The organism is Klebsiella africana, from assembly GCF_020526085.1.
Taxonomy (GTDB): Bacteria; Pseudomonadota; Gammaproteobacteria; order Enterobacterales; family Enterobacteriaceae; genus Klebsiella; species Klebsiella africana.
Map to the genome: position 1 here is coordinate 2255300 of NZ_CP084874.1, position 25262 is coordinate 2280561.

A 25262-nucleotide genomic window follows, 5' to 3' on the forward strand; every position below is an offset into this window, starting at 1 on the left:
GAGTGCTATTTAACGGGCGACGCGCAGTCCATGTTCAATACCGCGCGAGAACACCACCTGCCAGAGCTGAATGTCGCGGGCGCGGAAGGCGCCGGCGCAGGCGTTCAGATAATAGGTAAACATGCGTTTGAAACGTTCAGAATAATTATCGGCAATTTCCGGCCAGCTGGCGAGGAAACGCTCATACCAGGCCATCAGGGTCGTGTCGTAATCAGCGCCGAAGTTGTGCCAGTCTTCCATCACAAAATGCTTCTCGCTGGCTTCGGCAATGTGACGCACGGAAGGCAGGCAGCCGTTAGGGAAGATATATTTATCGATCCACGGGTCAACGTTATGGTCAGTGACTTTGGAACCAATAGTATGCAGTAAGAAACGGCCATTGGGTTTCAAATTACGGTCGGCAACCTCAAAGTAGGTGGCGTAATTTTTCGGCCCCACGTGCTCAAACATGCCTACGGAAACAATGCGGTCAAAGCTGTCATGCAGATCGCGATAATCCTGGAGACGAATTTCTACATCGAGATCGGCGCAACGGGCCTGAGCCATCTTTTGCTGTTCAGCGGAGATGGTTACACCCACGACGCTGACCTGGTAGTTTCGTGCCATATATTCGGCAAGGCCACCCCATCCACAGCCGATATCCAATACCCGCATGCCCGGTTCAAGCTCCAGTTTGCGACAGATCAGATCCAGTTTGTCCTGCTGCGCGGCCTCGAGGGTTTTCGCCTCTTTCCAGTAACCACAGGAGTACTGCATGTAAGGATCAAGCATTCGACTAAAAAGATCGTTACCGAGGTCGTAATGCTCTTTGCCCACAATCCAGGCACGTTTTTTACTTTGTAAATTAAACAGACGAGCGCCTGCTATGCGGAGTGTGTCTTTGAAATGATGAGGGAGCTGCTTTTCCAACCCGGCGCGTAACACCTTGTGGAAGAATATATCCAGGCGCTCGCATTCCCACCAGCCGTCCATATAGCTTTCGCCTAAACCCAGCGAACCTTCCTGCAAAACCCGTTTAAAAAAGAGAGGGTTTTTAACCCGCAGGTCTGACGGCGCGGAGCCATTGATTTCAATTCCCGCACGGCCTAATAATTCAGCTGCAATCCGGTACCAGTCATCATTTGGTACACTTACTTCTTCTATACACGATGAACTCATAGCTTCTCCATCACGCCCAAGTGATCAGAACCTTAAAACAGCGTAGACGCTTTTTTGGCTTTGTGAGAAATCTCACGGATAATCCGTGAAGTCGCTATCCGACGTAAACAGAGGAAGGGAGATAACCCTTGCCGAAAGGCCTTCCATGGTGAAACGGAGGCATCCTGCTTCCGTTAATCTGTAACTATTTTCTATTTATGTGAACCCGGATCCAGTATAGGACGCTAAGTACTGGCTTTCAATAAAAATTTCTTAGCATGCTAACGACTGGCCCGGGCCCTGATGATGAAAATTATGCGTGGGAAGAGTGGGGTGTCAGCGCTGGTGTCTGCTGCAGACGAAAGCCTATCCCGGCTAAGCCAATCGAGACCAGCATTACGCTGGTAGTGGTCAGCAGCGGCGTGGCGATCAGCGCGGACACCAGCAAGCTGGTCAGGAAGCACAGGCCAAGCTGCAGGGTATTCTGCAGCGCCGCTGCCCGGCCGGTCGCCTGCGGGAAAGGCTTCAGCGCCTGGGCAACCACAATAGGGTAGATCCCGCCGTTGACCACTGCCATCAGGCAGAAGGGGATCATTAACGCCACCAGCGAGGCATGCGTCTGCAGACCGACCAGCCAGGTGGCGGCTACGCTGACGGCGAAGACCACCAGCAGCCACGGCAGCATCTGTTGACCGGACCACTTTTGCAGCAGCGCGCGGCAGCCATAGCCTCCCACCAGAAAGGCGATGGTCTGTGGGATGTAGCTCAGGCCGATAGCGGTTGGGCCGTAGCCCATTTCATGAAGGATAAAAGGCGAACCGGTAAGCCAGGCGAAGAAGCTGGCGGAACAGGCGGCGTAGATCAGGACGTTGCCGCTGTATTCCCGTGAACGGAGCAGCGCGAGGAAGGTGATCTTCTGCTGCGTCACTGCGGCTGGCCTTGCCGCTGCCTTCAGGCGCAATGCCGGCAGCATCAGCAGCAGGGTAATTGCAAACAAGGTGGCGAAGATGGCCTGCCATTCAAAGTGAACCAGCAGCCAGCTGCCCAGCAGCGGGGCCAGGGCTGGCGATAATCCCACCAGCGGCATAATAGTGGCGAAGATGCGGTTAGTGCGCTGTGCGGGATAGTAATCGGTAACCATTGCCTGCCAGGTAACGGCCGCGGCACAGACGCCGATCGCCTGCAGAAAGCGCAGCGCCAGCATCAGAGTGGCATTGTGCACCCACAGCATTCCCAGACAGCCGAGAGCGAAAATCGCCAGGCCGCTCAGCAGCACGGGTTTACGCCCATAGCGGTCTGACAGCGGCCCCCAGAACAGCTGACCCAGCGCGAAGCCAGCGAGGAACAGGCTCAGACTGGCGCTGATCGAGGCGGCGGAGGTATTGAGATCCTGCTGCATGGCGGCAAACGCCGGCAGGTACATATCAGTGGCCAGAAAGCCCAGCACGCTCAGGCCGGCCAGCCAGACTAAAAATCCTTTCCCAGGTCGTGACATAACGTTCTCATTTTTGGAGTACAGGTACGATGCCGCAGAGTGTAGGGAGTGCATTGAGGCTTGTGAAACGCTAATATTTGTCACATGCATTCAAAAATTTTGCAGGCAGAAAATGTGGTCTGAATACTCTCTGGAAGTGGTTGATGCCGTTGCACGCAACGGCAGCTTCAGCGCCGCCGCGCAGGAGCTGCACCGGGTCCCTTCCGCGGTTAGCTATACCGTACGTCAGCTTGAAGAATGGCTGGCGGTTCCCTTGTTCGAGCGTCGTCATCGTGATGTGGAGCTGACCCCCGCCGGGGTCTGGTTTTTGCAGGAAGGGCGCTCTGTTATCAAAAAAATGCAGATCACCCGCCAGCAGTGCCAGCAAATCGCCAACGGCTGGCGCGGGCAGTTATCGATCGCGGTGGACGACATTGTGAAACCGGCGCGGATGCGCCAGATGATCGTCGATTTCTATCGCCATTTTCCCGATGTCGAGCTGATCGTCTTTCAGGAAGTGTTCAACGGCGTGTGGGATGCGCTGGCCGACGGCCGCGTAGAACTGGCGATTGGCGCAACGCGCTCTATTCCGGTCGGCGGTCGCTATGCGTTTCGCGATATGGGGATGCTGAGCTGGGACTGCGTGGTGGCGAGCGATCATCCGCTGGCGAAGATGGATGGTCCGCTGAGCGACGATATCCTGCGTAACTGGCCGTCGCTGGTGCGGGAGGATACCTCGCGCTCGTTGCCTAAACGAACAACCTGGCTGCTGGATAATCAGAAGCGGGTGGTCGTGCCCGACTGGGAATCGTCGGCGACCTGTCTGTCGGCGGGCCTCTGCGTTGGCATGGTGCCGAGCCATTTCGCCCGTCCGTGGATAGATCGCGGCGAATGGACTGCGCTGATGCTGGAAAATCCGTTCCCGGATGCGGCCTGCTGCCTGACGTGGCAGCAGAATGACGCTTCACCGGCGCTAAACTGGATGCTGGACTATTTGGGAGACAGCGATACGCTGAATCGGGAGTGGCTGCGGGCGCCGGAGTGATCCGCGCCCGCCAGTGGCCTTAACGACGATAATCGACAAACGGGCCATCCGCTACCGAACGGCGTTCAACCAGACGAGGGTGCACTTCGATAGACTGCGACTCTTCGCGCTTGTTGACGATACGATCCAACAGCATGTTAAATGCGGCTTCGCCCAGAGAATCTTTCGGCTGATGAATGGTGGTTAACGCCGGGCTGAAATAGCGGGCGTTACGCACATTATCATAACCGATCAGCGAAATGTCCTGCGGCACCCGCAGTCCCATTTCGTCTGCGGCGCAGATGGCCCCCATCGCCATGATATCCCCGCCGCAGAACACCGCCGTCGGACGGTGCTGCTGGTTTAAGATCTGCTGCATAGCGCGGTAGCCGGATTCAGGCTCGAAGTCGCCCTGCACAATCCAGTTTTCCGGCACGCTGATATGCGCCTCTTTCATCGCCTGCATAAAGCCGGCCAGGCGTCCTGCGCCGGTGTTGCGCTCCAGCGGTCCGGGGATCACGCCGATTTCGCGGTGGCCGCGTTCAATCAGGTAACGGCCGGCGATATACCCGCCCTGGAAGGCGTTATCGATGACCGCATCGGTGAAGTCGGCTTTCGCCTCGCCCCAGTCCATCACCACCATCGGAATATGGCGGTACTCTTCCAGCATGCTCAGAACCGAATCCGGATACTCGGAACACATCACCAGCAAGCCGTCGACGCGCTTTTGCGCCATCATCGACAGATAGGCACGTTGTTTTTCCGGATCGTTCCATGCATTACCGAGGATCAGGGTATAGCCCTTCTGGAAGCAGCTCTTTTCAACGGACTCAATAATTTCAGCGAAATAGGCGGCTTCGCTACTGGTCGCCAGCAGGCCAATCGATTTTGTATGATTGACTTTCAGGCTGCGCGCTACGGCGCTCGGCGAGTAGTGCAGCTCTTTGATCGCCGCCCATACCGCGTTACGCGTCTCTTCGGCAACGAAACGGGTTTTGTTAATTACATGTGACACGGTTGTAGTGGAAACGTTTGCGCGCTTCGCTACATCTTTAATAGTTGCCATTACATCTCACTCCATGCCTTGACCTGATCGCCTGAACATCGATACGTAAACGTTTGCCTACACACACCCTGAATACAATTTTCAACATTGCATCACGTCGGGAAAACGACACAGAACGACAGGAAGGGGTCAATGGCCGATACGCTTTTAAATTAGCGTGGGATTTTGTCCGATCTTGGGGCAAAGTGGAAGAGCAAAAATGTGCATCGCCCTAAATCCCGGAAGATTTTTGCGATTTTTTGTGCAAAAATGAGCAAGCTCACTTTTGTTGTGGGGATAACCAGAGGGAAAAATGATGGATACCAATTTAAAGTTTTCGCTGATCACCACGATTATTGCTCTCGGCGTGATTGTCGCTTTCAGCCTGACCGCCATTCTGCACTAATGTTTCGCTGAGGGAGGAGCGCAGCTTCCTCCCCATATCCTGTCATTATTATCAATTCTGCAAAAATCTTTTGTCATTTCGTTCACTTTTGTTTTTTTGTGATTGATGTCATGCTTTTGACTTCTGATGTTACGCCGTCCTCTCTGACGGTCTGATGGAGTCATTGAATGAAAATCAACTTTCCTTTACTCGCGCTGGCGATCGGCGCCTTTGGCATCGGTACCACCGAGTTCTCCCCTATGGGATTGCTGCCGGTGATTGCGAAAGGTGTGGACGTCTCAATACCGGTAGCGGGAATGCTGATCAGTGCGTATGCCATCGGCGTCATGGTCGGCGCACCGCTGATGACGCTGCTGTTGTCGCATCGCGCGCGGCGCAATGCGCTGATTTTTCTGATGGGGATCTTCACCGTCGGCAACCTGTTGTCATCCATCGCGCCGGATTACACCACGCTGCTGCTGTCGCGCATTATTACCAGCCTCAACCACGGCGCTTTTTTCGGCCTGGGATCGGTGGTGGCGGCCAGCGTCGTGCCGAAACACAAGCAGGCTAGCGCAGTAGCCACCATGTTTATGGGACTCACCATCGCCAACATTGGCGGCGTGCCGGCGGCCACCTGGCTTGGCGAAACTATTGGCTGGCGGATGTCTTTCCTCGCCACCGCGGGGTTAGGCCTGCTGGCGATGGTAAGTCTGTGGTTTTCCCTGCCGAAGGGCAGCGCGGGTGAACGCCCTGATGTCAAAAAAGAGCTTTCTGTCCTGCTGCGCCCGCAGGTGCTCTCCGCCTTGCTGACCACCGTGCTGGGCGCCGGGGCGATGTTTACGCTGTATACCTATATTTCTCCGGTACTGAATACGCTGACCCACGCTTCATCGCTGTTTATTACCGCGATGCTGGTGCTGATTGGCGTTGGTTTTTCGCTGGGCAACTATCTGGGCGGCAAATTCGCCGACCGGTCGGTCTCTGGCACCCTGAAAGGCTTTCTACTGCTGCTGATGGCGATCATGCTGGCGATCCCGCTGCTGGCGCAATCCCAGGCCGGAGCGGCCATCAGCATGATTGTCTGGGGTGCTGCAACCTTTGCGGTGGTTCCGCCGCTGCAGATGCGGGTCATGCGCGTAGCGCATGAGGCGCCGGGTCTTTCTTCTTCGGTGAATATCGGCGCCTTCAACCTGGGCAACGCGCTGGGCGCCGCCGCCGGTGGGGCGGTGATCTCTGGCGGACTGGGATATGCGTTTGTGCCGGTGATGGGCGCGATTATCGCTGGTTTGGCGCTGCTGCTGGTCTGGTTTAGCGGGCGAGCGCAGCCGGAAGAAGCTTTCGTCAGCCAGTAATCATCGGGTGAGGAAGGGCTTAAAAAAACCGCAGCCGGGGAGTCCCTGCTGCGGTTTGTCGTTTATGCCGCCAGGTTAGCTGCAACAAACTTCCAGTTAACCAGCGCCCAGAAGTGGTCCAGGTAGCTTGGACGGGCGTTGCGGTAGTCGATGTAGTAGGCGTGTTCCCAGACGTCAACGGTCAGCAGCGGCTTCGCGTCGGTAGTCAGCGGGGTGCCGGCGTTGCTGGTGGAGACGATAGCCAGGCTGCCGTCGGCATTTTTGACCAGCCAGGTCCAGCCAGCGCCGAAGTTTTTCGCTGCGGCATCGGTAAATTTGGCTTTAAAATCCGCAAAGCTGCCGAAGGATTTGGCAATCGCTGCCGCCAGTTCGCCTTCCGGTTCGCCGCCGGCGTTCGGCGCCAGGCAGTTCCAGTAGAACGTGTGGTTCCAGACCTGCGCTGCGTTGTTGAATACCCCGCCTTCAGAAGTGCGCACGATCTCTTCAAGGGATTTACCTTCGAACGCAGTGCCTTTGATGAGGTTGTTGAGGTTAGTGACATACGCCTGGTGGTGTTTACCGTAGTGGTATTCCAGGGTTTCTGCGGAAATGTGCGGCGCCAGGGCGTCTTTTGCATATGGTAATGCAGGTAATTCAAACGACATTGCTACTCTCCTTATAACTTTTTGTTTTATCTCACATTGACAGGATGAGGTTTTCACCTGAATCGTGTTCTTACCGCCCGACGCTGTCGCGTCCCGGGCGTGTTATTGTATTGAGAATGTTAACATTTGCCGGTGGCAGTGAAAAGCCTTACCACGATAAAGGTTATTGCGACCAACGCAACTGACGAAGACTTAACCATTTTCTGCTAAACCGAGGTAATCTGTGCCTGGTGATGTAACAAAAATGTATTAATAGCCTGGGTTTGGCGTTCCGAACTCTGTCGTGCTATGTCGTCAGCCTATCTGCTTCCCTTTAATGACGGTCCCGCTATCCAACCGGCGCATGCTAGCTAATCCTCTTTAAATCAAGTTATTAAATTAAATATGCATCCAGGCAATCGCCGCTATGCCAATAATTCATTGTCTATTTTGACATTTGTATGACAAATATAGCTATCGACGAAAACGACCAACAGGATGCTCATGATGAACAAAAAAGATGAGGTGGTGAGCCCAAAGATGATCCCGGTGGTGCAAGGGATCGTTGACTGGATCGAAGCCCATATTTTTGACACCCTGCCAGTGAGCGCGATTGCCAAAAAGTCCGGGTATTCGCACTGGTATTTCCAGCGGCAATTCGCCATGGTGACCGGCTGTACCTTAGCGAATTACGTCAGCCGGCGGAAAATGTCCATTGCGACTATCTACTTAACGCAGACCCAGGCCTCAATGCAAAGTATCTCTGAGTGCCTCGGTTACGAGGGACAGGCGGCATTCTGTCGTGCTTTCCGCCGTCACTTTGGCATGTCGCCGACCCGCTATCGTCGTGAAACGCCGGGCAAAGAGAACAATTTGCAATATCCCCTGCGGGTGGGGATGGGGAGCGAGCCGGGGAGGCGGTCTGCCGCCGCAGCGGCAGACCGGGATCAGCGAATGGTTTTCGGCGTCATGACGCGACGGGCGCCAACGTAATGGCGAACCCAGTAGTCCTCGCTCAGGGAGGTGATTTGAATGTCGCGTCCCGTACGCGGCGACTGAATAAATTTCCCATTGCCGACGTAGACGCCAACGTGGTCGGCAGTGCCGCGTCCGCGGGTGCGGAAGAAAACCAGATCGCCGCTCTGCAGTTCATCACGATCGACCGGACGCGCGTCGCGCAGATGGTACATTTCGTTGGCGGTGCGCGGGATGTGGATCTTAACCAGGTCTTTATAGGCGTAATACACCAGCCCGCTGCAGTCAAACCCGGTGCGCGGAGAGGTGCCGCCCCAGCGATACGGTTTACCCAGCTGGCCCATCAGTTTATTCATGGCGGTGCTCTGCGCTTTTTGCACCCGAACTTTATGGGCGTCGGCAATCGTTAGATTTGCTTCGCTGGCCTCGGGTTTACAGCGTTTTTTATAGCCCTTACGCACCACGCATTTGCTTTTGACGCTGTTCAGCGCCAGGGTCGGCTCGGCGCTGGCGGCGACCGTTTTCGCACACTGCTTTTTATAGCCTTTACGCAAGACACATTTTTTCGTGACGCCGGCGGCCTGACGGTTTAGCGCGGTTTGGCTTGCGGCGGTAGTGCGGGAAGGGAGCCGGGTGCTGGAAGACTTTTTGCTGGTGTTTTTAGCGGTGGTTTTAGTTTTTTGACTGGTTGCTTTTTTCTTGCGCTCTGAGCCACTTTTCGCGGGCAACGCCTTTGGCGAAGCGGAGGCGTGCGTATGCCCTGACGCCTGAGCCAGTGGCGTGAATGAGATAGATGTGAACAGTAATGCACAGAGCGATATCGCGATTTTGTTTAGCCGCGCCACTGAGCAATCCCCTGATTAATTACAGACATGTACAAATGCCTGACGATGAATGACAAACCGGAATGATTCTAAAGCATAAAAAGCCGGAAAGTTAATATTCTTTTGTATCAAAAATGTCGATTGGTTAACGATTGCAAGAAAACGCGTCAGACATTGACCGTCTCGCACAGAAAATGCGCAATGCGCGCCGGCCCGCGGCATCAAAATGATATTTTTAAGGCAACTTCGCGCAACAGAAGATAAAATATGAATAGTGAAGAAAATGTTATTATCCGTCCGGCCTTCGGGACGCTACAATGACAAGTTACTGCCGTAGAAAGAAGTTTAAGGAAGCACGACAATGAGCTCGACTTTAGAAAAGATCCAACGCCAAATCGCTGAAAACCCGATCCTGCTGTACATGAAAGGGTCGCCGAAACTGCCAAGCTGCGGTTTCTCTGCCCAAGCCGTTCAGGCGCTGTCAGCCTGTGGCGAACGTTTTGCTTACGTTGATATTCTGCAGAACCCGGACATCCGCGCCGAGCTGCCTAAATATGCCAACTGGCCGACCTTCCCGCAGCTGTGGGTAGACGGTGAACTGGTGGGCGGCTGCGATATCGTTATTGAAATGTACCAGCGCGGTGAGCTGCAGCAGCTGATCAAAGAGACGGCGGCGAAGTACCACACCGACGAGCCGAAAGCGGAGTAATTTCCGCCATCAGTAAAAAAGCGACTTCCTGGAAGTCGCTTTTTTTATCACTCCGGTGTGGCCACAGGCAGCGGCCAGCCGCCCAGACGTTTCCAGCGGTTCACAATCTCACAAAACAGCTGCGCCGTCTGCTCGGTATCGTACAGGGCGGAGTGGGCCTGGGCGCCGTCGAATGCCATACCAGCGGCGATACAGGCTTTGGACAATACCGTCTGGCCTAACGCCAGCCCGCTCAGCGCGGCGGTGTCGAAAGTGACAAATGGATGGAACGGGTTGCGTTTTAGCCCTGCCCGTTCGGCGGCGGTCATGGTGAAGCTGTGGTCAAATGTGGCGTTATGCGCCACCATGATAGCCCGGCTGCAGTCGCTCTCTTTCATCCCTTTACGTACCATTTTAAAAATGGCGTGCAGGGCATCGTATTCGCTGACGGCGCCGCGCTGCGGGTCGTGGGGGTTAATCCCGTTAAAGGCCAGCGCTTCGGGCTGCAGATTGGCGCCCTCGAAAGGTTCAACATGGAAATGCAGCGTTTCATCGGGTATCAGCCAGCCTTGCTCATCCATCTTTAACGTAATGGCGGCGATCTCCAGCAGGGCGTCGGTTTTGGCATTAAATCCGGCGGTTTCAACATCAATTACCACTGGATAAAAACCGCGGAAACGGTCGCACAGACCATTCAGTTGAGCGTTCTCGGACATCAGATTCTCTTAGCTGGAAAAAAGTAGCGCGCATTATGGCAAATTTTGCCGCGGCTTGCAGCAGGCAGGGGTGAAAACAACGGGCGCCGCAGCGCCCGGGCGAGCCATGACATTAAAGATGCCAGGGTGGGGAAGCGTTAGTTGCCGAGGCCTTTGCCGGTATCTTTCTCTTCAATCAGCTCGATTTTGTAACCATCCGGATCTTCCACGAAGGCGATGACGGTGGTGCCGCCTTTTACCGGGCCGGCCTCACGGGTGACGTTGCCCCCGTTCTGGCGGATCCGTTCGCAGGCTTCCGCGGCGTTGTCGACGCTCAGTGCGATATGACCGTAGGCCGTACCCAGCTCATAGCTGTCCACGCCCCAGTTGTAGGTCAGTTCGATCACCGCGGTATCGCTTTCTTCGCCATAGCCGACAAAGGCGAGGGAGTATTTGTACTCCGGATTTTCGCTGGTGCGCAGCAGCTTCATGCCCAACACGTTGGTATAGAAGTCGATAGAACGTTGCAGGTCGCCAACGCGCAGCATGGTGTGGAGTAAGCGCATAATGTCCCCTATGCAGTTTATTTGATAGATCAGAGCGTTGAGTATAGCGGCGATACGTCGCCGCTATCAATGGAGGGATTACAGAGTCGGATAATCGGTGTAACCTTCCGCGCCGCCGCCGTAGAAGGATTCCGGGCGTTGCGGGTTCAGCGCCGCTTTTTTCTGCAGTCGGGCCACCAGATCCGGGTTGGCGATGTAATCGCGGCCAAAGGCTACGGCATCAATCAGCCCTTTGTTAATCAGGTCGTTGGCTTTATCTACCGTGTAGGCGCCAGCGCCAATGATCACCCCCGGGAAGCGGTCGCGGACTTTCTGACGGAAGGCTTCGCTGTACGGCTTGCCGCCCGCCCAGTCCGGCTCGGACATGTGCAGATAGGCGATACCGCGTTTCGCCAGCTCGCTAATCAGATACAACGCGTCTTCTTCTTCGTTCGGGCCATTATCGACGTTCTGGAAACTACCGATTGGCGACACACGGATACCGATCCGGTCGGCGCTCCACTCTTTGCTCACGGCGTCGACCACTTCCAGCACCAGACGAGCGCGATTCTCCACGCTGCCGCCGTACTGGTCGGTGCGCTGGTTAGAGGAAGGCGACAGGAACTGGTGCAGCAGGTAGCCGTGGGCCGAGTGCAGTTCAACCAGATCAAAACCCGCGTCGCGGGCATTGCCGACCGCCTGACGGAAATCGTCGACGATTCCCGGGATCTCTGCGGTTTCCAGCGCGCGCGGCATAGACGTATCGACGCGAATGGCATGACCATTTTCATCGCGCAGTGAGGTGCGGGTGCCAGCGCTCAGCGCCGACGGTGCGACCGGGGCAGCGCCGCCAGGCTGCAGGCTGCTATGGGAAATGCGTCCGGTGTGCCAAAGCTGCACGGCGATGTGGCCGTTTTCGGCATGCACGCCGGCGGTGATTTTCTGCCAGGCGGCAATCTGCTCCGGACTGTGCAAGCCTGGCGCACCGGCATAGCCTTTGGCCTGAGCGGAGATCTGCGTTGCTTCGGTGATGATCAGCCCGGAGCTGGCGCGCTGGCGGTAGTATTCACCCATCAGCGGGGTAGGAATATCGCCCGGTTCGATGCTGCGCAGACGCGTCAACGGCGCCATAAACACGCGATTAGGTACGGTGACCGCACCGACTTTCAGCGGGCTGAACAATTTTGCTTCCGACATAGTGACTCCTGAGTAGACCGGTCGTCTAGTAACTGATGAAATAAAAACGCCTGTTATGCCGCAGGCGCCGCAATAATCTGTTTGGCGTGTGCAAGGGCGCTTTCCAGCGGCGTTGCGCTACGCGTAATTTTGGCCTGCAGGTTGGCGCCAAGCCACAGGGAATACAGTACCTGAGACAGGGTCATGGCCTCACCGTCGAATGCCAAACTGCCTTCCTTGCGGCCTTTCTCCAGCGCGTCGCCCAGCAGGGCGATAATCTGGCTGGCGCCGCGATCCATGGCGGCGCGCATATCTTCCGACAGATCGCACACCTCCGCCGATAGCTTGACGGTAAGACACCCGCTAATAATCCCCTGCTGGCAGAACTGGTTCAGCGTGTGCTGATAATAAGCCAGCAGACGGTCGCGATAGTTGCCGTCGCCATGATCGAAGTGATCGACCAGGCGCTGCAGATAGCCGGTGTAGTGATGCTCAAGCAGCGCGACGCCGAAGGCTTCCTTAGAGCGAAAGTAGTGGTAGAAAGAGCCCTTGGGCACTTCCGCCGTCTTCAGAAGTTCGCTCAAGCCCATTCCGGTAAAACCGCGATGCATGCAGAGCTGCTCGCCAGTGACCAGGATATGTTCTCGGGTATCGCATTCGCTGTGTCTGTTCATGGTGCACACTGTAGTAGACCGATTGGTCTAATGCAAGCCCTTGCAGAAAAATGTTCGCTGACGCAGCACGGTGTGAACAAAATTTGCGTCGGCGCGGGGAAACGTCTTCAATGAAAGGAGACGAGGGGACAGGAGGCGTGTGGTGGCAGAGCAGTTAGAGTTTTTCCCGGTGCAGAGCCCGTGCCGGGGAATATGTCAGACCGACGAGCGCGGCTACTGTCGCGGCTGTTTCCGCAGCCGTGAGGAACGTTTTAACTGGCAAACGATGAGCGATGCGCAGAAACAGGAGGTGTTGCGTCTCTGCCGCCAACGGCTGCTGCGCAAAATACGCGCGAACAAGCCGGAACCGGGGGAAGAACCGCAGCAACCCTCACTGTTTTAAACCAAAAAGTACGTATACTCAGAGCACTTTTTTATTGAGGAAGCGGTTATGGTTCAGCGTATTGCTATGGCTCCCCAGGGGCCGGAATTTTCACGTTTTGTGATGGGCTACTGGCGTCTGATGGACTGGAAAATGTCGCCTGGCGAGCTGGTCAGCTTTATTGAACAACATCTCGATTTAGGCGTGACCACTGTCGATCACGCCGATATTTATGGCGATTACCAGTGCGAATCCGCCTTTGGCGAAGCGTTGAAGCTGGCACCGCATCTGCGTAGCCGGATGGAAATTGTCAGCAAATGCGGCATCGCCACCCGGGCGCGTGCCGAAAACACCATCGGCCACTATATTACCGATCGGGACCACATTGTGCTCAGCGCTGAGCAATCACTGCGTAATCTGGCGACGGACCATCTCGACTTGCTGCTGATCCACCGGCCAGACCCACTGATGGACGCCGACGAGGTAGCCGAAGCTTTTCTCGCGCTGCATCACAGCGGTAAAGTGCGCCATTTTGGCGTATCGAACTTTACCCCTGCCCAGTTCACCTTGCTGCAGTCACGTCTGCCGTTTACCCTCGCCACCAACCAGGTCGAAATTTCACCGGTGCATCAGCCGCTGCTGCTCGACGGTACTCTCGATCAGCTGCAGCAACTGCGTATTCGTCCGATGGCGTGGTCTTGTCTTGGCGGTGGTCGCCTGTTTAACGAAGAGGGCTTCCAGGCGCTGCGCGATGAGCTGGCGCAGGTGGCACACGAGCTCAACGCCGACAGCATCGAACAGGTGGTTTATGCCTGGGTGCTGCGTCTGCCGTCGCAGCCGTTGCCGATTATAGGCTCGGGCAAAATCGAGCGCGTTCGCTCGGCGATTGTGGCTGAAAAACTCAGCATGACCCGTCAGCAATGGTTCCGCATCCGTAAAGCCGCGCTCGGTTACGACGTCCCGTAACGAGCATTTGCCTCCGGAAAGGCGTTCCTGGTTTACACTTAACAGGGAGACAGCCATCCGGAGGTGTTATGCAACGATGTATTCTCGCGATCTTATCCCTCGCATTTTGCGCTGGCGCACAGGCCGTCAGTGAAGATGTTCAACTTAATCTCGTGACCCCTCAGGGCGTCGGTCAGTCCATCGGCAGTGTAAAAATCACCGAAACCGATCGCGGCCTCGAGTTTGCCCCCGAACTGCGGGCATTACCGCCAGGCAAGCACGGCTTTCATATTCATGCCGAAGGCAGCTGCCAGCCGGCGATGAAAGAAGGCAAAGCGATGGCCGCCGGGGCGGCGGGCGGACATTATGATCCGCAACATACCGGGAAACACGAAGGGCCGCTGGGCACCGGGCATCTCGGCGATCTGCCACTGCTGGTGGTCAACGACGCGGGCGTGGCCGACCAGCCAATTATTGCCCCACGTCTGAAAACGCTGGCGGAGGTGAAGGGTAAAGCGCTGATGGTCCACGTAGGCGGTGATAATATGGCCGACAACCCGCAGCCGCTGGGGGGCGGCGGCGAACGGTTTGCCTGTGGAGTCATTAAGTAGTTTTTTCGCCAATCGTGCCGGCGATCGGGGCCTGTTCCAGCTGCGACAGCGCGCAATAGAGCCGCCAGATTGCGGCGGCCAGTTCCCGGGCTGCCGGCTGATGGTGGTGGTTCAGGGCGTCGCAGATCCGTAACAGCTCCTGCAGAGTAGAAACCAGCGGTCGTTGCTGTACACCACGCTCGCTCATCACATCGCGCAACAGGTTAATACACAGATCGCGCACCTGGGTGAGGGGATCCGAGCGGGTTTCCCATTCACGTAGCTGCCAGACGACGTGCGAGCAGTTAAGCAGCACGACGCCCCAACGCAGCAGCCAGCGCCGGGCCAGGGCATCCTTACTTTGACTGAGCTGGCTGACATGGTGATAGACCAGCGATTCAAATTCATGCTCACTGTGCTGAGGATGACGGCTAAGCTGATCGACAAAGTGACGCCGTAACGCCCTGATATGGCGTCGCCCTTTGCGGGCGTCCGAGCCCGGACTCAGCACCGCAAAGGCCAGCCAGGCAAAGCCTACTCCGACAATCTTGCTCAAATTATCATTAAAAAAGGCCGCATAATCGTATACCGGCGGGTTGGTGACGGCGATAAACGAGCCCATAAAGACGATAAGCTGCCCCCACAGGCCGGCGTATTTGGGCCACTGTAGTTTGAGTAACTGCATGGTGGTCAGGAGCGGGAACAGAAACAGCAGAAACTGCCACAGGTCGGTTATCTGTACCATCAGGCCGAACTTCACCACAAAACTGAACAGCGACAGCAGCACCAGGGTCTGCATCAGCAGCGTCAGCGAGCGAAACGGCGAGGCGGATACGGAGTAAAGCACGCAGCAGATGGAGGCCAGGGTCAGGGCCGCCGCGCAGCTGGTCCATTGGGTGCTGATCCCCCACGCGCCAATCGCTACCAGTGCGCAAAAGGTACGGATGCCGTTGAGCAAGGCTTCAGCCTGGTCGGTATGACGGGCCAGTGCGGGGGCTGAGGGCACATTAAACTCAGTGATGGCCGACGCATTTTCCACCCTATGTATCCAGCGACTACCCTCCAGATAAATGCGGCAGAAATAGCGCAACCGCGCCCAGAAGGCGATATGTCGGTAATCTGCGCCCGGCGGCGGCGCCAGCGGCGCCAGGATCCGTGCGACGTGATAACTGTCGGCGCGAGGGGTTGCCAGTTCAGCGAGTAGCGACTCCAGTACTTCACGAGTGTTCGCCGGTGCGTCCGGCCAGTTCAGCAGCATGCGCCGCAGGCTGGAGATGACGCTGGTCATTCTGAGTTGCTGATGTAGCAGGTAGTTCAGCAGAGGGTTCTGCCGCCGGAAGCGGTAGTGGCTCCAGAAGGCCTGGATCCGCAACAGATTCATCGTGAGGATCTGGCCGATTACGCTTTCGTGGGCGGTGCGAATAGCATCCGTCGTCTCTGGCACCCACAGCAGGCTGGCATGCTCCAGCAGCCGGGCGTGCATGGTTTTCAGGGCTGTCAGCAGGTTGCTGCCGTCGGAGGTGCTTGGCAGGATCATCATCATGAGTCCGCCGCAGAGGATCCCGACGATGACTTCGCAAACGCGCGACTGGGCGATAACCCAAAGTTCGTAGCTGTCGCTGATGTTAATCACCGGAAAGGCGATGATGGCGCAGGTATAGCCCGCCAGCTGAAAGGCATAGGCGACATTGTTGGTGAACAGGGCACAGGCCCAGGTGCACAGCGCCAGCCAGCCGGAGATACTCAACAGAAATAGCCAGGGATCGTTGAGGGTATGGCCCGCCAGCAGCAGGGCGGCGCAGGCGCCAAGCAGGCTGCCGGCGATGCGGCCAAAACTCTTACTGATCACACCGCCGACGGTGGGAAAGCTCACCACCGCAGCAGACGTCATTGCCCAGTAGGGTTCATCAAGATCCAGCGCGTAGGCAATGCTCAGCGCCAGACACATGGCAATGCCATTGCGCAGTGCGTATCGCCACTGCGGCCGGGTGGCTTTAACCCAGGGCAGTGTGCGCCACGACAGGGTTTGCAGGTTCATTACTGTCCGCCGACCGAGACGGTGCAGGTGGTCCCGGAAACCAGCGTGACGTCGTCTGGCAGCTTATCGAACGCGATCCGCACCGGGACGCGCTGCGCGAGACGGACCCAGGGGATGTTGGGTTTGATATTGGCCACCAGCCCGGTTCCCTGTTCCACGCTTTGGTCGACGATCGCGCGACCGATACTGGCGACATGACCCTGCAGCGTTTGCTGATTGCTGTAGAGAATAATTTGCGCCGGATCGCCGATGCGAATGTGGCGCAGTTTGGTCTCTTCGAAGTAACCCAGCACGTAAAATGAGTGGCTGTCCACTAAAGCAAAGACCGGATGGCCGGTGGTGGCGTAATCACCGACCCGGGTGGAAAGGTTGGTCACCCAGCCATCCACCGGCGCTTTGACAACCGTCTGGCTGAGCTGCCACTGCGCATGCTTCAGCGCCGCCTCGGTGACGCCGACCCCCGCTCTGGCGGCAGCCAGGGTGGTGGTGGCCGTGTTCAGCGCGGTATTGACGTTCTCAAGATCTTCAGCCGAGATAGCATTTTGCGACAGGCTTCGGCGACGGCGGGCTTCGCTGGCGGCCTTACTTTGCTCTGCCTGCGCTTTTGCCACCTCGGCTTGCGCTTTCGCCAGCTGTGCCTGGGCGTTCAGCACCGCGATGCGGTAGGGGGTGTCGTCGATGGTAAACAATACTTCCCCGGCCTTGACCCGTTGGTTATCGGTTACGTTCAACTGCAGAATACTGCCGGAAACCTGAGGGGTGATCCCAACCTGCTCGGCGCGGACTTTACCGTCGCGGGTCCAGGGGGACTGAGTGTAGAAACTCCATAACAACCATGCGGCAATCAAGGCGATGGCCGCCACCAACAGCGTTGAGAGATATTTTAATTTTTTCATAGCAGGGAGATCACCAGGCAATCAGTAACACCAGGGCCAGACAGACCGAAAGCGCGAACAGGGAAAGATCCATTAGCAGTGGGTGCCAGATATCGCCTGCATACATCCAGTCACGCAGCTGGCGATGTAAAAACAACCAGATTAAAAAACCTAATAAAACCGCTTTGAACAGTGGGGGGAAATAGACGGATGCGCCGAACACCAGGTCCTGCAGCGGCAATCCGGATGTGTTAAGACTCAGTTTCACAAGCAAAAATCCTTTGCCATTACAGGGATAACCTCAGGACGTGCTACTCTTTAACAGTGTAAATCATTGTTTTGGTTTTTGTTGAATCAAGTAATTCATTTGTTTTGATAATTCAAATGCTGCACACTATTCTAAAATCAGTATAATAACTTAGCAAGCTAATTATAAGGAGATGAAATTGGAATCGCCACTTGGTTCTGATCTGGCACGTTTAGTTCGCGTCTGGCGCGCACTAATCGACCATCGCCTGAAACCTCTGGAGTTAACGCAGACCCACTGGGTCACGCTGCATAACATCCACCAGCTGCCGCCTGAGCAGTCGCAGATCCAACTGGCGAAAGCCATTGGTATCGAACAACCATCGCTGGTGCGTACGCTCGATCAACTGGAGGAGAAGGGGCTCATTTCGCGCCAGACCTGCGCAAGCGATCGGCGGGCCAAACGCATCAAACTGACCGAGAAAGCTGAACCGCTGATCAATGAGATGGAAGAGGTGATAGGCAAGACGCGCGACGAGATCCTGTCGGGGGTTTCGAAGCAGGAAGTGGAAACGTTGCTCCACTTAATTCGTAAGCTCGAACAAAATATCCTCGATCTCCAGGCAAAAGATTAATCTTTTTGCGGCCCGGATTGCCCCGGGCCTTTTTTCAATTGCCCTGACGGCGCCAGACCACCACCCGATTACGCCCGCTGTTTTTTGCTTCGTACATCGCCGTATCCGCTCGCTGAACGCACTCCTCCGCGCTCACGCTGCTATCGCGTGTGGTATACACGCCCATACTGATGGTCATTCGCTCCGGCAAATGGCTTTGCTCAACGCTGACCGCTATGCGGATGCGTTCGGCGATCGACTGCGCATCTTCTTCACCGGTATTGACCAACAATAAGGCGAACTCTTCCCCGCCAATCCTTGCGGCGGCGTCGTCAACACGCGAATGGTTCTCCAGTACCGAGGCGGCGAACTGGATCACTTTATCACCCACCACGTGGCCGTAATTATCATTAATGCGTTTGAAGTGGTCGAGGTCGCTGACCAGCACCGACAGCGGATGCTGGGCATTGACCTTCGAAAGCTGCTGATTGAGGGTGTCGTAGAAGAAGCTGCGGTTGTAGAGACGAGTTAAAGGATCACGGATCGAGTTCTGATACGAATTGACGTACTTATGGTTCGATTCCCGGTAGAGAATGAAAACATCAACCAGCAGCACCAGGATGAGGAACAGCGTGCATAGCGTTTCAAAGAAACGGGCCTGGTACCAGGTCTGATCGAGGTCCCCCGTAACGGAGAGAAGCTGATACAGGGTAAAGAGATAAGCGCTGCAAAAAAAAGCGCCGCTGTACCAAAATATATTGCGCAATTTGCTCAAGCAGATTAATAAAACCAATGTAATAAACCAGATGAATATCAGCACCCAGCCAGTAATACTCTGCCACAGCGGGGTAAAAGTATGGCTGATATCATCGATGAAGTCGACGTTCAACCATGGTGAGTGACTAGAGAAGAGCCAGGACAAAATAATAATAGTTAAAGAAAATACAATACACGCCGTGAATGTAATTGCGCGAGCGTGCCACGAATGCATCAAGCGCTGGCGGAAAGAGTACAAAATTATTGATGACATGAATGATAATGCCATCATTATATTGCGGAAGAAATAATATATAACGGCGTCATTGTGTTTGACTACCGGCGTCGTCATGCAGGTCCACCAGTTCGGATAGCTGCTGAGGGTACCCAGCATAAGAAGTGCGGAACAGGCGAAGGCGAAAGCAATCGGGGTCAGATACAAGCGACGTTTACTGCTCCAGTACTTCATACCCATAAAGCAGGCGATAGTAATGTGAAATACCATCAAAAAGCTGGTGAGCAGAGGAAATAATATTGAAGAAGTACTACTGAGACTGCTATGAAAGAAAGCCGTTAATCCGGCGATGCCTAACCCCGCTAAGATACAAATAAAAATATAAATGATGAGTCGTTTTGTAAGATGATTGGCGGGTGTGAGCATAAACAAGATTCCACAACAATAAGCAGCGATATCGACATTCAGGCGTCGAAAATGTTATTACCCGCTGAGAGTAGTGCGCTGAGGAGGGCAAGATATTGCGCAGGCGCAATGATTGATGGATTAATTAAATTAATAAGTCTGAGGGCTAATACGAATCTGCTACGTAAAAATAAACGAGGCTGAAAAATACGATGCGGCGCAACCGGCCGCATCGTAAGGGAGATTATCGCGGAGAGACGGTGACCTGGCTGCCGCTTCCGGCAATCGCCACTCGCTGGCCGACAGAGAACGGCGTGCTGCCTTGTTTCTGCACCACCATAATGGTGTTGCCATCATCCTTGCGGATTTCCAGCTCAACACCCTGCGTTTTATTCATCGCACCCTGTACACCCTGACCCGCTACGCCACCTGCGACCGCACCTGCCGCGGTTGCCAGGGAACGACCGGTACCACCGCCGATGGTGTTCCCGAGGAACCCGCCCAGCACAGCACCGCCAATCGCGCCAATCGCATTGCTGTCATCGCCGCTCTGGATCTGTACGGCGCGCGTATGGACAATCGTACCGTAAGTTACGCTCTGCACCTGTTTGGCTTCAGATGCGGAATAAACGTCGCCGGACAGGCCGCTGCTGCTGACGCAGCCTGCGAGCGTAAAACCAATCATCGATACAGCCAAAACACGTAAAATCATTTATGAATCTCCTGTTCACCGAAGGTGTTCAACTGAACGTCCATACGGTTAATTATATGGTATTTAGTCGTCGGCGGGCATAGGTTCTCCTCAGACTATACAAAAAATAATAATTAACGGTGCTTCAACCTAAACTAAACACCGCTTCTTTACGATGTTCTCTGAATTGTCGCTCTATTGTTAAAAAGTATTATTACAACATAGCATTAGCGAGCACTTTATGATGGAGTGAGAGGCATACGAGGGTCATGGAATGAAGGAAAACGTATGAGATCGGGTCGCTTTATTGGCGTTATGTCAGGTACCAGCCTTGATGGTATTGATGTCGTTTTGGCCGCCATTAACGAAAATTTGGTGGCGCAGCAGGCCAGTCTCAGCTGGCCGATCCCACACGCGATAAAAGAAGAGATCCTCGCCATTTGTCAGGGGCAGTCGCTGACCCTGTCACAGTTGGGGCGTCTGGACACTCGACTGGGACGATTGTTTGCCGAAGCCGTACAGGCATTGATGCGCCAGGAAAATCTCAAACCGTCAGATGTAATTGCCATTGGCTGCCATGGACAGACCGTTTGGCATGAACCGCTTGGCGATGCGCCGCACACGCTGCAAATTGGCGACAACAACCAAATCGCTGCCCATACCGGAGTCACTGTCGTTGGTGATTTTCGTCGCCGTGATATGGCGCTGGGCGGGCAGGGCGCGCCGCTGGTTCCGGCATTTCATCATGCGTTGCTGGCTCATCCGGTTGAGCGACGAATGGTGCTCAATATCGGCGGGATCGCCAACCTCTCGTTGCTGGTACCAGGCCAGCCGGTGCGCGGCTATGATACCGGGCCCGGTAATATGTTGCTTGATGCCTGGATCTGGCGTCAGCGGGGCAAGCCGTACGACACGGATGCACAATGGGCCAGCGAAGGGAAAGTGCTGTTACCGCTACTGCAGGATATGCTGAGCGATCCGTGGTTTGCTTTACCGGCGCCGAAAAGCACCGGTCGTGAATATTTCAATTATGGTTGGCTGGAGAAGCATCTGGCGCGCTATCCGGGGCTGCGCGGACAAGATGTGCAGGCCACGCTGGCAGAATTAACTGCTGTCACCATCAGTGAGCAGGTATTGTTAAGCGGCGGCTGCGAGCGTTTGTTAGTGTGCGGCGGCGGTGCGCGTAACCCGCTGTTGATGGCGCGCCTGGCGGCTCTGCTGCCGGGAACGGAAGTGTCGACCACCGACGAGGCGGGTATCAGCGGCGATGATATGGAAGCCCTGGCCTTCGCCTGGCTTGCCTGGCGCACGCTTGCCGGTCTGCCGGGCAATCTGCCGTCAGTCACGGGAGCCAGTGAAGCTACGGTGCTGGGGGCTATATTTCCCGCTAATCCACCGCAGAATCGGAGTTAACTGAAATATTAACCAGGACGCTACCAGTAAACTGGACCGGTTAAGGGGAGGGTGAGCGCCCTCCATGACCGGGAAAGTCGAAGGCAAACGAATGAAAAAAATTCTTATCGCAGTTGTACCTTTTATGCTGGCGGGCTGTAGCTACTACAACCAGTTCGTTGAGCGGATGCAGACGGACACGCTTGAGTATCAGTGCGACCAGAAACCGTTGACGGTTCATCGCAATAATGCACGCCAACAGGTTAGCTTTATCTATGATAATCAGCAGCTGAATCTGTCTGAGGGGCTGTCGGCCTCCGGCGCGCGCTACACTGATGGCGTCTATGTCTTCTGGTCGAAGGGCGATACCGCTACCGTCTATAAGCGCGACCGCATTATCCTCGATAACTGTCAGCTACAGACTGCCAAACGTTGAGATTTCTGTCCGGGGGGCGCACAATAACGCCACCTTATGACTACTTCCTCAATGGCCATGTCTGATAACGACGAACTCCAGCAAATCGCGCATTTGCGCCGTGAATATACCCGTGGCGGTTTGCGTCGCCACGATCTTCCTGCTGAACCTCTGCCGCTGTTTGAGCGCTGGTTGCGTCAAGCCTGTGACGCGAAACTTGCCGACCCAACGGCTATGGTAGTTGCCACCGTTGATGAGCGTGGTCAACCCTTCCAGCGCATCGTCCTGTTGAAGCATTACGACGAAAAAGGGCTGGTGTTTTATACCAACCTGGGTAGCCGCAAAGCCCATCAGATTGAAAATAACCCGCAGATCAGCTTGCTTTTTCCATGGCATATGCTGGAGCGTCAGGTGATGGTGATCGGCAAAGCGGAACGTTTGTCGACGCTGGAAGTAGTGAAATATTTCCATAGCCGCCCGCGCGACAGCCAGATTGGCGCCTGGGTCTCTAAGCAGTCCAGCCGAATCTCCGCTCGCGGTATTCTGGAAAGTAAATTTCTCGAACTTAAACAAAAATTCCAGCAGGGCGAAGTGCCGCTGCCGAGTTTCTGGGGCGGCTTCCGCGTCAGCATTGAGCAGATGGAGTTCTGGCAGGGGGGGGAACACCGCCTGCATGACCGCTTTTTATACCAGCGCGATAATGGCGCCTGGAAAATAGACCGTCTGGCGCCGTAAACGCCGAAATTAGTTATCGAAGCGCTGGCGCTGAATGGGCCGGCGCTTTATTCTATGTACTTTTCGCATCTGGCGAAAAGTCGTGTACCGGCAGAGGTGCAGTCGTTTATACATGGAGAATTTGATGGCAAGCAGTAACTTGATTAAACAATTGCAAGAGCGGGGGCTGGTAGCCCAGGTGACGGACGAGGAAGCGTTAGCAGAGCGACTGGCGCAAGGCCCGATCGCGCTCTATTGCGGCTTCGATCCTACCGCTGACAGCTTGCATTTGGGGCATCTTGTTCCATTGTTATGCCTGAAACGCTTCCAGCAGGCAGGTCATAAACCTGTGGCGCTGGTGGGCGGCGCAACCGGTCTGATTGGCGACCCAAGCTTTAAAGCCGCTGAGCGTAAGCTAAATACCGAGGATACCGTGCAGGAGTGGGTGGATAAAATCCGCAAACAGGTGGCCCCGTTCCTTGATTTTGACTGCGGCGACAATTCGGCGATTGCGGCGAACAACTATGACTGGTTTGGCAGCATGAACGTGCTGACCTTCCTGCGTGATATCGGTAAACACTTTTCTGTTAACCAGATGATTAACAAAGAAGCGGTGAAGCAGCGCCTGAATCGTGACGATCAGGGGATCTCCTTTACCGAGTTCTCTTACAACCTGCTGCAGGGGTACGACTTCGCCTGCCTGAACAAGCTGCACGGCGTGGCGCTGCAGATTGGCGGTTCAGACCAGTGGGGCAACATCACCTCCGGTATCGATCTGACCCGTCGTCTGCATCAGAACCAGGTGTTTGGCCTGACGGTTCCGCTGATCACCAAAGCAGATGGCACCAAATTCGGTAAAACCGAAGGCGGCGCGGTATGGCTGGATCCAAAGAAAACCAGTCCGTACAAATTCTACCAGTTCTGGATCAACACCGCGGATGCTGATGTCTATCGCTTCCTCAAGTTCTTCACTTTTATGGACATTACGGAAATCAATGCCCTGGAAGAAGAAGACAAAAACAGCGGTAAAGCGCCGCGCGCCCAGTATGTGCTGGCAGAACAGGTGACGCGTTTGGTTCACGGCGAAGAAGGGCTGGAAGCGGCGAAGCGCATTACCGAAAGCCTGTTCAATGGTAATCTGAGCGATCTGAGCGAAGCAGACTTCGAACAGCTGGCGCAGGATGGCGTGCCGATGATCGAAATGGAAAAAGGCGCCGATCTGCTGCAGGCATTGGTAGATTCCGAGCTGCAGCCGTCCCGCGGGCAGGCGCGTAAAACCGTCGCCTCTAACGCGGTTACCATCAACGGTGAAAAACAGGCCGATCCGGAATATGTTTTTGCCGACAGCGACCGTCTGTTTGGCCGCTACACCTTGCTGCGCCGTGGTAAGAAAAATTACTGCCTGGTGTGCTGGAAATAATAAATACTACCAGGGCGTGGGAAACCACGCCCTTTTTCTTTTTAGGGTTGTGGTAAGAAAATGAAGAACATCCTCGCCATTCAGTCTCACGTTGTGTTTGGCCACGCCGGCAACAGTGCTGCCGAGTTTCCAATGCGTCGTCTGGGCGCCAATGTCTGGCCCCTGAATACCGTGCAGTTCTCCAATCATACGCAGTACGGCAAATGGACCGGCTGTGTCATGCCGCCGGCACACCTGACGGAGATCGTCCAGGGGATTGCCGCTATTGATAAGCTACAGACTTGTGACGCGGTACTGAGCGGTTATCTTGGCTCCGCTGAGCAGGGCGAGCATATCCTCGGTATCGTGCGTCAGGTAAAAGCGGCCAATCCGACGGCGAAGTATTTTTGCGACCCGGTGATGGGCCATCCCGAGAAAGGCTGCATTGTCGCGCCGGGCGTGGCGGAATTCCACGTGCGCTATGCGCTGCCGGCCAGCGATATTATTGCGCCGAATCTGGTGGAGCTGGAGATCCTGTGCGGTCATCCGGTCGCCAGCGTGAACGACGCGGTGGCGGCGGCGCGGGAGCTGATTGCCCAGGGCCCGGAAGTGGTATTAGTCAAGCATCTCGCCCGTGCGGGTCTGAGCATGGATCGTTTTGAGATGCTGCTGGTGACGGCTGATGAAGCCTGGCATATCAGCCGGCCGCTGGTGGATTTTGGCCTGCGTCAGCCGGTCGGTGTTGGCGATGTGACCAGCGGTTTGCTGCTGGTGAAACTGTTGCAGGGCGCCAGCCTGCGTGATGCGCTTGAGCACGTTACTGCCGCAGTTTATGAGATCATGTTGACCACCAAAAACATGCAGGAGTATGAACTACAGGTGGTGGCGGCGCAGGATCGCATCGCCGTGCCGGAGCATTGCTTCAGCGCCACCCGGCTGTAACGTCCTCTCCGCTCTGCCCGGCAG

27 protein-coding genes and 1 pseudogene are annotated in these 25262 nt (G+C 55.5%); 14 read left to right on the forward strand and 14 right to left on the reverse strand.

Going from position 1 to position 25262, the window contains the following annotated elements; genetic code table 11:
* Nucleotides 1–9: 9 nt before the first annotated feature.
* Nucleotides 10–1158, reverse strand: coding sequence for a cyclopropane fatty acyl phospholipid synthase (gene cfa, locus LGL98_RS10975; protein ID WP_136032550.1), 1149 nt, complete (start codon nt 1156–1158; stop codon nt 10–12).
* A 292-nt stretch (nt 1159–1450) separates the two neighbouring features.
* Entirely contained in the window at nt 1451–2632 is a 1182-nt protein-coding gene (punC, locus tag LGL98_RS10980; protein ID WP_136032552.1) for a purine nucleoside transporter PunC, read from the reverse strand.
* Nucleotides 2633–2744: 112 nt separating this feature from the next.
* Here punC and punR point away from each other — a divergent pair.
* A pseudogene (gene punR / locus LGL98_RS10985) lies at nt 2745–3653 on the forward strand (DNA-binding transcriptional activator PunR); the annotation flags it as partial.
* A gap of 22 nt (nt 3654–3675) precedes the next feature.
* Here the strand turns inward: punR and purR are convergent.
* Entirely contained in the window at nt 3676–4701 is a 1026-nt protein-coding gene (gene purR / locus LGL98_RS10990) for an HTH-type transcriptional repressor PurR (RefSeq protein ID WP_136032556.1), read from the reverse strand.
* A 292-nt stretch (nt 4702–4993) separates the two neighbouring features.
* Between purR and cydH the strand changes: the two genes are divergently transcribed.
* Together cydH and LGL98_RS11000 are read left to right on the forward strand one after the other, a co-directional pair.
* A complete protein-coding gene (gene cydH, locus LGL98_RS10995; protein WP_002907776.1) occupies nt 4994–5086 on the forward strand; it encodes a cytochrome bd-I oxidase subunit CydH in 93 nt (30 codons plus the stop codon).
* A 167-nt stretch (nt 5087–5253) separates the two neighbouring features.
* Entirely contained in the window at nt 5254–6420 is a 1167-nt protein-coding gene (locus LGL98_RS11000) for an MFS transporter (RefSeq protein WP_136032559.1), read from the forward strand.
* A 62-nt stretch (nt 6421–6482) separates the two neighbouring features.
* On the opposite strand, the gene sodB is transcribed toward LGL98_RS11000, so the two are convergent.
* Nucleotides 6483–7064: a superoxide dismutase [Fe] gene (gene sodB / locus LGL98_RS11005; RefSeq protein WP_002907771.1), complete on the reverse strand. Its 582-nt coding sequence runs from the start codon at nt 7062–7064 to the stop codon at nt 6483–6485.
* A 486-nt stretch (nt 7065–7550) separates the two neighbouring features.
* Here sodB and LGL98_RS11010 point away from each other — a divergent pair, with 486 nt between their 5' ends.
* Nucleotides 7551–8036 carry a helix-turn-helix domain-containing protein gene (locus LGL98_RS11010; RefSeq protein WP_136032866.1) on the forward strand — a complete coding sequence of 162 codons (486 nt, stop codon included), beginning with the start codon at nt 7551–7553 and terminating at the stop codon, nt 8034–8036.
* Here LGL98_RS11010 and LGL98_RS11015 read toward each other — a convergent pair.
* Nucleotides 7991–8863, reverse strand: coding sequence for a C40 family peptidase (locus LGL98_RS11015; RefSeq protein ID WP_136032561.1), 873 nt, complete (start codon nt 8861–8863; stop codon nt 7991–7993). The genes LGL98_RS11010 and LGL98_RS11015 overlap by 46 nt on opposite strands.
* Nucleotides 8864–9203: 340 nt before the next feature.
* On the opposite strand from LGL98_RS11015, the gene LGL98_RS11020 reads away from it, so the two are divergent.
* Nucleotides 9204–9551, forward strand: coding sequence for a Grx4 family monothiol glutaredoxin (locus LGL98_RS11020; protein ID WP_002907768.1), 348 nt, complete (start codon nt 9204–9206; stop codon nt 9549–9551).
* Nucleotides 9552–9598: 47 nt separating this feature from the next.
* Here the strand turns inward: LGL98_RS11020 and rnt are convergent, their stop codons facing one another.
* The 4 genes from rnt to LGL98_RS11040 form a co-directional block, all read right to left on the reverse strand.
* Nucleotides 9599–10246 carry a ribonuclease T gene (rnt, locus tag LGL98_RS11025; RefSeq protein WP_136032563.1) on the reverse strand — a complete coding sequence of 216 codons (648 nt, stop codon included), beginning with the start codon at nt 10244–10246 and terminating at the stop codon, nt 9599–9601.
* Nucleotides 10247–10383: 137 nt separating this feature from the next.
* On the reverse strand, nt 10384–10791 hold the full coding sequence (gene gloA, locus LGL98_RS11030; RefSeq protein ID WP_136032565.1) for a lactoylglutathione lyase: 408 nt from the start codon (nt 10789–10791) through the stop codon (nt 10384–10386).
* A gap of 78 nt (nt 10792–10869) precedes the next feature.
* A complete protein-coding gene (locus LGL98_RS11035) occupies nt 10870–11967 on the reverse strand; it encodes an alkene reductase (protein WP_136032566.1) in 1098 nt (365 codons plus the stop codon).
* A 53-nt stretch (nt 11968–12020) separates the two neighbouring features.
* Nucleotides 12021–12620 carry a TetR/AcrR family transcriptional regulator gene (locus LGL98_RS11040; RefSeq protein ID WP_136032568.1) on the reverse strand — a complete coding sequence of 200 codons (600 nt, stop codon included), beginning with the start codon at nt 12618–12620 and terminating at the stop codon, nt 12021–12023.
* 139 nt (nt 12621–12759) lie between these two features.
* On the opposite strand from LGL98_RS11040, the gene LGL98_RS11045 reads away from it, so the two are divergent.
* From LGL98_RS11045 to sodC, 3 genes are all read left to right on the forward strand, one after another.
* A complete protein-coding gene (locus tag LGL98_RS11045; protein ID WP_168435332.1) occupies nt 12760–13002 on the forward strand; it encodes a DUF1289 domain-containing protein in 243 nt (80 codons plus the stop codon).
* 48 nt (nt 13003–13050) lie between these two features.
* Nucleotides 13051–13947 carry an aldo/keto reductase gene (locus tag LGL98_RS11050; RefSeq protein ID WP_136032572.1) on the forward strand — a complete coding sequence of 299 codons (897 nt, stop codon included), beginning with the start codon at nt 13051–13053 and terminating at the stop codon, nt 13945–13947.
* Nucleotides 13948–14015: 68 nt separating this feature from the next.
* Nucleotides 14016–14537, forward strand: a complete 522-nt coding sequence (gene sodC, locus LGL98_RS11055; protein WP_136032574.1) for a superoxide dismutase [Cu-Zn] SodC — start codon at nt 14016–14018, stop codon at nt 14535–14537.
* On the opposite strand, the gene LGL98_RS11060 is transcribed toward sodC, so the two are convergent.
* Genes LGL98_RS11060 through LGL98_RS11070 form a run of 3 tightly spaced genes read right to left on the reverse strand, consistent with a single transcriptional unit; the run spans nt 14530 to nt 17697 of the window.
* The gene (locus LGL98_RS11060; RefSeq protein WP_136032576.1) at nt 14530–16554 is read right to left on the reverse strand and encodes an FUSC family protein; all 2025 of its coding nucleotides are present in this window, start codon (nt 16552–16554) and stop codon (nt 14530–14532) included. The two genes, sodC and LGL98_RS11060, sit on opposite strands and share 8 nt — an antisense overlap.
* Nucleotides 16554–17450: an efflux RND transporter periplasmic adaptor subunit gene (locus LGL98_RS11065; RefSeq protein ID WP_136032578.1), complete on the reverse strand. Its 897-nt coding sequence runs from the start codon at nt 17448–17450 to the stop codon at nt 16554–16556. The genes LGL98_RS11060 and LGL98_RS11065 overlap by 1 nt, the downstream gene beginning before the upstream one ends.
* A 10-nt stretch (nt 17451–17460) precedes the next feature.
* Nucleotides 17461–17697: a DUF1656 domain-containing protein gene (locus tag LGL98_RS11070; RefSeq protein ID WP_136032580.1), complete on the reverse strand. Its 237-nt coding sequence runs from the start codon at nt 17695–17697 to the stop codon at nt 17461–17463.
* Nucleotides 17698–17869: 172 nt separating this feature from the next.
* On the opposite strand from LGL98_RS11070, the gene slyA reads away from it, so the two are divergent.
* Entirely contained in the window at nt 17870–18310 is a 441-nt protein-coding gene (gene slyA, locus LGL98_RS11075) for a transcriptional regulator SlyA (RefSeq protein ID WP_004143833.1), read from the forward strand.
* A 34-nt stretch (nt 18311–18344) separates the two neighbouring features.
* Here slyA and LGL98_RS11080 read toward each other — a convergent pair whose 3' ends face one another.
* Both LGL98_RS11080 and slyB read right to left on the reverse strand, forming a co-directional pair.
* On the reverse strand, nt 18345–19706 hold the full coding sequence (locus LGL98_RS11080; protein ID WP_136032582.1) for a sensor domain-containing diguanylate cyclase: 1362 nt from the start codon (nt 19704–19706) through the stop codon (nt 18345–18347).
* 223 nt (nt 19707–19929) lie between these two features.
* On the reverse strand, nt 19930–20397 hold the full coding sequence (slyB, locus tag LGL98_RS11085; protein ID WP_002907749.1) for an outer membrane lipoprotein SlyB: 468 nt from the start codon (nt 20395–20397) through the stop codon (nt 19930–19932).
* A gap of 267 nt (nt 20398–20664) precedes the next feature.
* Between slyB and anmK the strand changes: the two genes are divergently transcribed.
* From anmK to pdxY, 5 genes are all read left to right on the forward strand, one after another.
* Complete coding sequence (anmK, locus tag LGL98_RS11090) at nt 20665–21789, forward strand: anhydro-N-acetylmuramic acid kinase (protein WP_136032584.1); 1125 nt, start codon at nt 20665–20667, stop codon at nt 21787–21789.
* Nucleotides 21790–21880: 91 nt separating this feature from the next.
* Entirely contained in the window at nt 21881–22204 is a 324-nt protein-coding gene (mliC, locus tag LGL98_RS11095) for a C-type lysozyme inhibitor (protein ID WP_032428306.1), read from the forward strand.
* Between the two features lie 57 nt (nt 22205–22261).
* A complete protein-coding gene (gene pdxH, locus LGL98_RS11100; RefSeq protein WP_136032869.1) occupies nt 22262–22918 on the forward strand; it encodes a pyridoxamine 5'-phosphate oxidase in 657 nt (218 codons plus the stop codon).
* A 124-nt stretch (nt 22919–23042) separates the two neighbouring features.
* Nucleotides 23043–24317 carry a tyrosine--tRNA ligase gene (gene tyrS / locus LGL98_RS11105; RefSeq protein ID WP_136032586.1) on the forward strand — a complete coding sequence of 425 codons (1275 nt, stop codon included), beginning with the start codon at nt 23043–23045 and terminating at the stop codon, nt 24315–24317.
* A gap of 60 nt (nt 24318–24377) precedes the next feature.
* Nucleotides 24378–25238, forward strand: a complete 861-nt coding sequence (gene pdxY / locus LGL98_RS11110; protein ID WP_136032589.1) for a pyridoxal kinase PdxY — start codon at nt 24378–24380, stop codon at nt 25236–25238.
* Nucleotides 25239–25262: the final 24 nt, after the last annotated feature.

Excerpts from the sequence above, each read along its gene's own strand:
- LGL98_RS11050 (WP_136032572.1), top strand. The coding sequence starts at position 13,051 with ATGGTTCAGCGTATTGCTATGGCTCCCCAGGGGCCGGAATTTTCACGT.
- purR (WP_136032556.1), bottom strand. The coding sequence starts at position 4,701 with ATGGCAACTATTAAAGATGTAGCGAAGCGCGCAAACGTTTCCACTACA.
- anmK (WP_136032584.1), top strand. The coding sequence starts at position 20,665 with ATGAGATCGGGTCGCTTTATTGGCGTTATGTCAGGTACCAGCCTTGAT.
- tyrS (WP_136032586.1), top strand. The coding sequence starts at position 23,043 with ATGGCAAGCAGTAACTTGATTAAACAATTGCAAGAGCGGGGGCTGGTA.
- LGL98_RS11065 (WP_136032578.1), bottom strand. The coding sequence starts at position 17,450 with ATGAAAAAATTAAAATATCTCTCAACGCTGTTGGTGGCGGCCATCGCC.
- cfa (WP_136032550.1), bottom strand. The coding sequence starts at position 1,158 with ATGAGTTCATCGTGTATAGAAGAAGTAAGTGTACCAAATGATGACTGG.
- LGL98_RS11020 (WP_002907768.1), top strand. The coding sequence starts at position 9,204 with ATGAGCTCGACTTTAGAAAAGATCCAACGCCAAATCGCTGAAAACCCG.
- sodB (WP_002907771.1), bottom strand. The coding sequence starts at position 7,064 with ATGTCGTTTGAATTACCTGCATTACCATATGCAAAAGACGCCCTGGCG.
- cydH (WP_002907776.1), top strand. The coding sequence starts at position 4,994 with ATGATGGATACCAATTTAAAGTTTTCGCTGATCACCACGATTATTGCT.
- LGL98_RS11000 (WP_136032559.1), top strand. The coding sequence starts at position 5,254 with ATGAAAATCAACTTTCCTTTACTCGCGCTGGCGATCGGCGCCTTTGGC.
- LGL98_RS11035 (WP_136032566.1), bottom strand. The coding sequence starts at position 11,967 with ATGTCGGAAGCAAAATTGTTCAGCCCGCTGAAAGTCGGTGCGGTCACC.
- mliC (WP_032428306.1), top strand. The coding sequence starts at position 21,881 with ATGAAAAAAATTCTTATCGCAGTTGTACCTTTTATGCTGGCGGGCTGT.
- pdxH (WP_136032869.1), top strand. The coding sequence starts at position 22,262 with ATGTCTGATAACGACGAACTCCAGCAAATCGCGCATTTGCGCCGTGAA.
- rnt (WP_136032563.1), bottom strand. The coding sequence starts at position 10,246 with ATGTCCGAGAACGCTCAACTGAATGGTCTGTGCGACCGTTTCCGCGGT.
- sodC (WP_136032574.1), top strand. The coding sequence starts at position 14,016 with ATGCAACGATGTATTCTCGCGATCTTATCCCTCGCATTTTGCGCTGGC.
- punC (WP_136032552.1), bottom strand. The coding sequence starts at position 2,632 with ATGTCACGACCTGGGAAAGGATTTTTAGTCTGGCTGGCCGGCCTGAGC.
- slyA (WP_004143833.1), top strand. The coding sequence starts at position 17,870 with ATGAAATTGGAATCGCCACTTGGTTCTGATCTGGCACGTTTAGTTCGC.
- pdxY (WP_136032589.1), top strand. The coding sequence starts at position 24,378 with ATGAAGAACATCCTCGCCATTCAGTCTCACGTTGTGTTTGGCCACGCC.
- LGL98_RS11080 (WP_136032582.1), bottom strand. The coding sequence starts at position 19,706 with ATGCTCACACCCGCCAATCATCTTACAAAACGACTCATCATTTATATT.
- gloA (WP_136032565.1), bottom strand. The coding sequence starts at position 10,791 with ATGCGCTTACTCCACACCATGCTGCGCGTTGGCGACCTGCAACGTTCT.
- LGL98_RS11010 (WP_136032866.1), top strand. The coding sequence starts at position 7,551 with ATGAACAAAAAAGATGAGGTGGTGAGCCCAAAGATGATCCCGGTGGTG.
- slyB (WP_002907749.1), bottom strand. The coding sequence starts at position 20,397 with ATGATTTTACGTGTTTTGGCTGTATCGATGATTGGTTTTACGCTCGCA.
- LGL98_RS11040 (WP_136032568.1), bottom strand. The coding sequence starts at position 12,620 with ATGAACAGACACAGCGAATGCGATACCCGAGAACATATCCTGGTCACT.
- LGL98_RS11060 (WP_136032576.1), bottom strand. The coding sequence starts at position 16,554 with ATGAACCTGCAAACCCTGTCGTGGCGCACACTGCCCTGGGTTAAAGCC.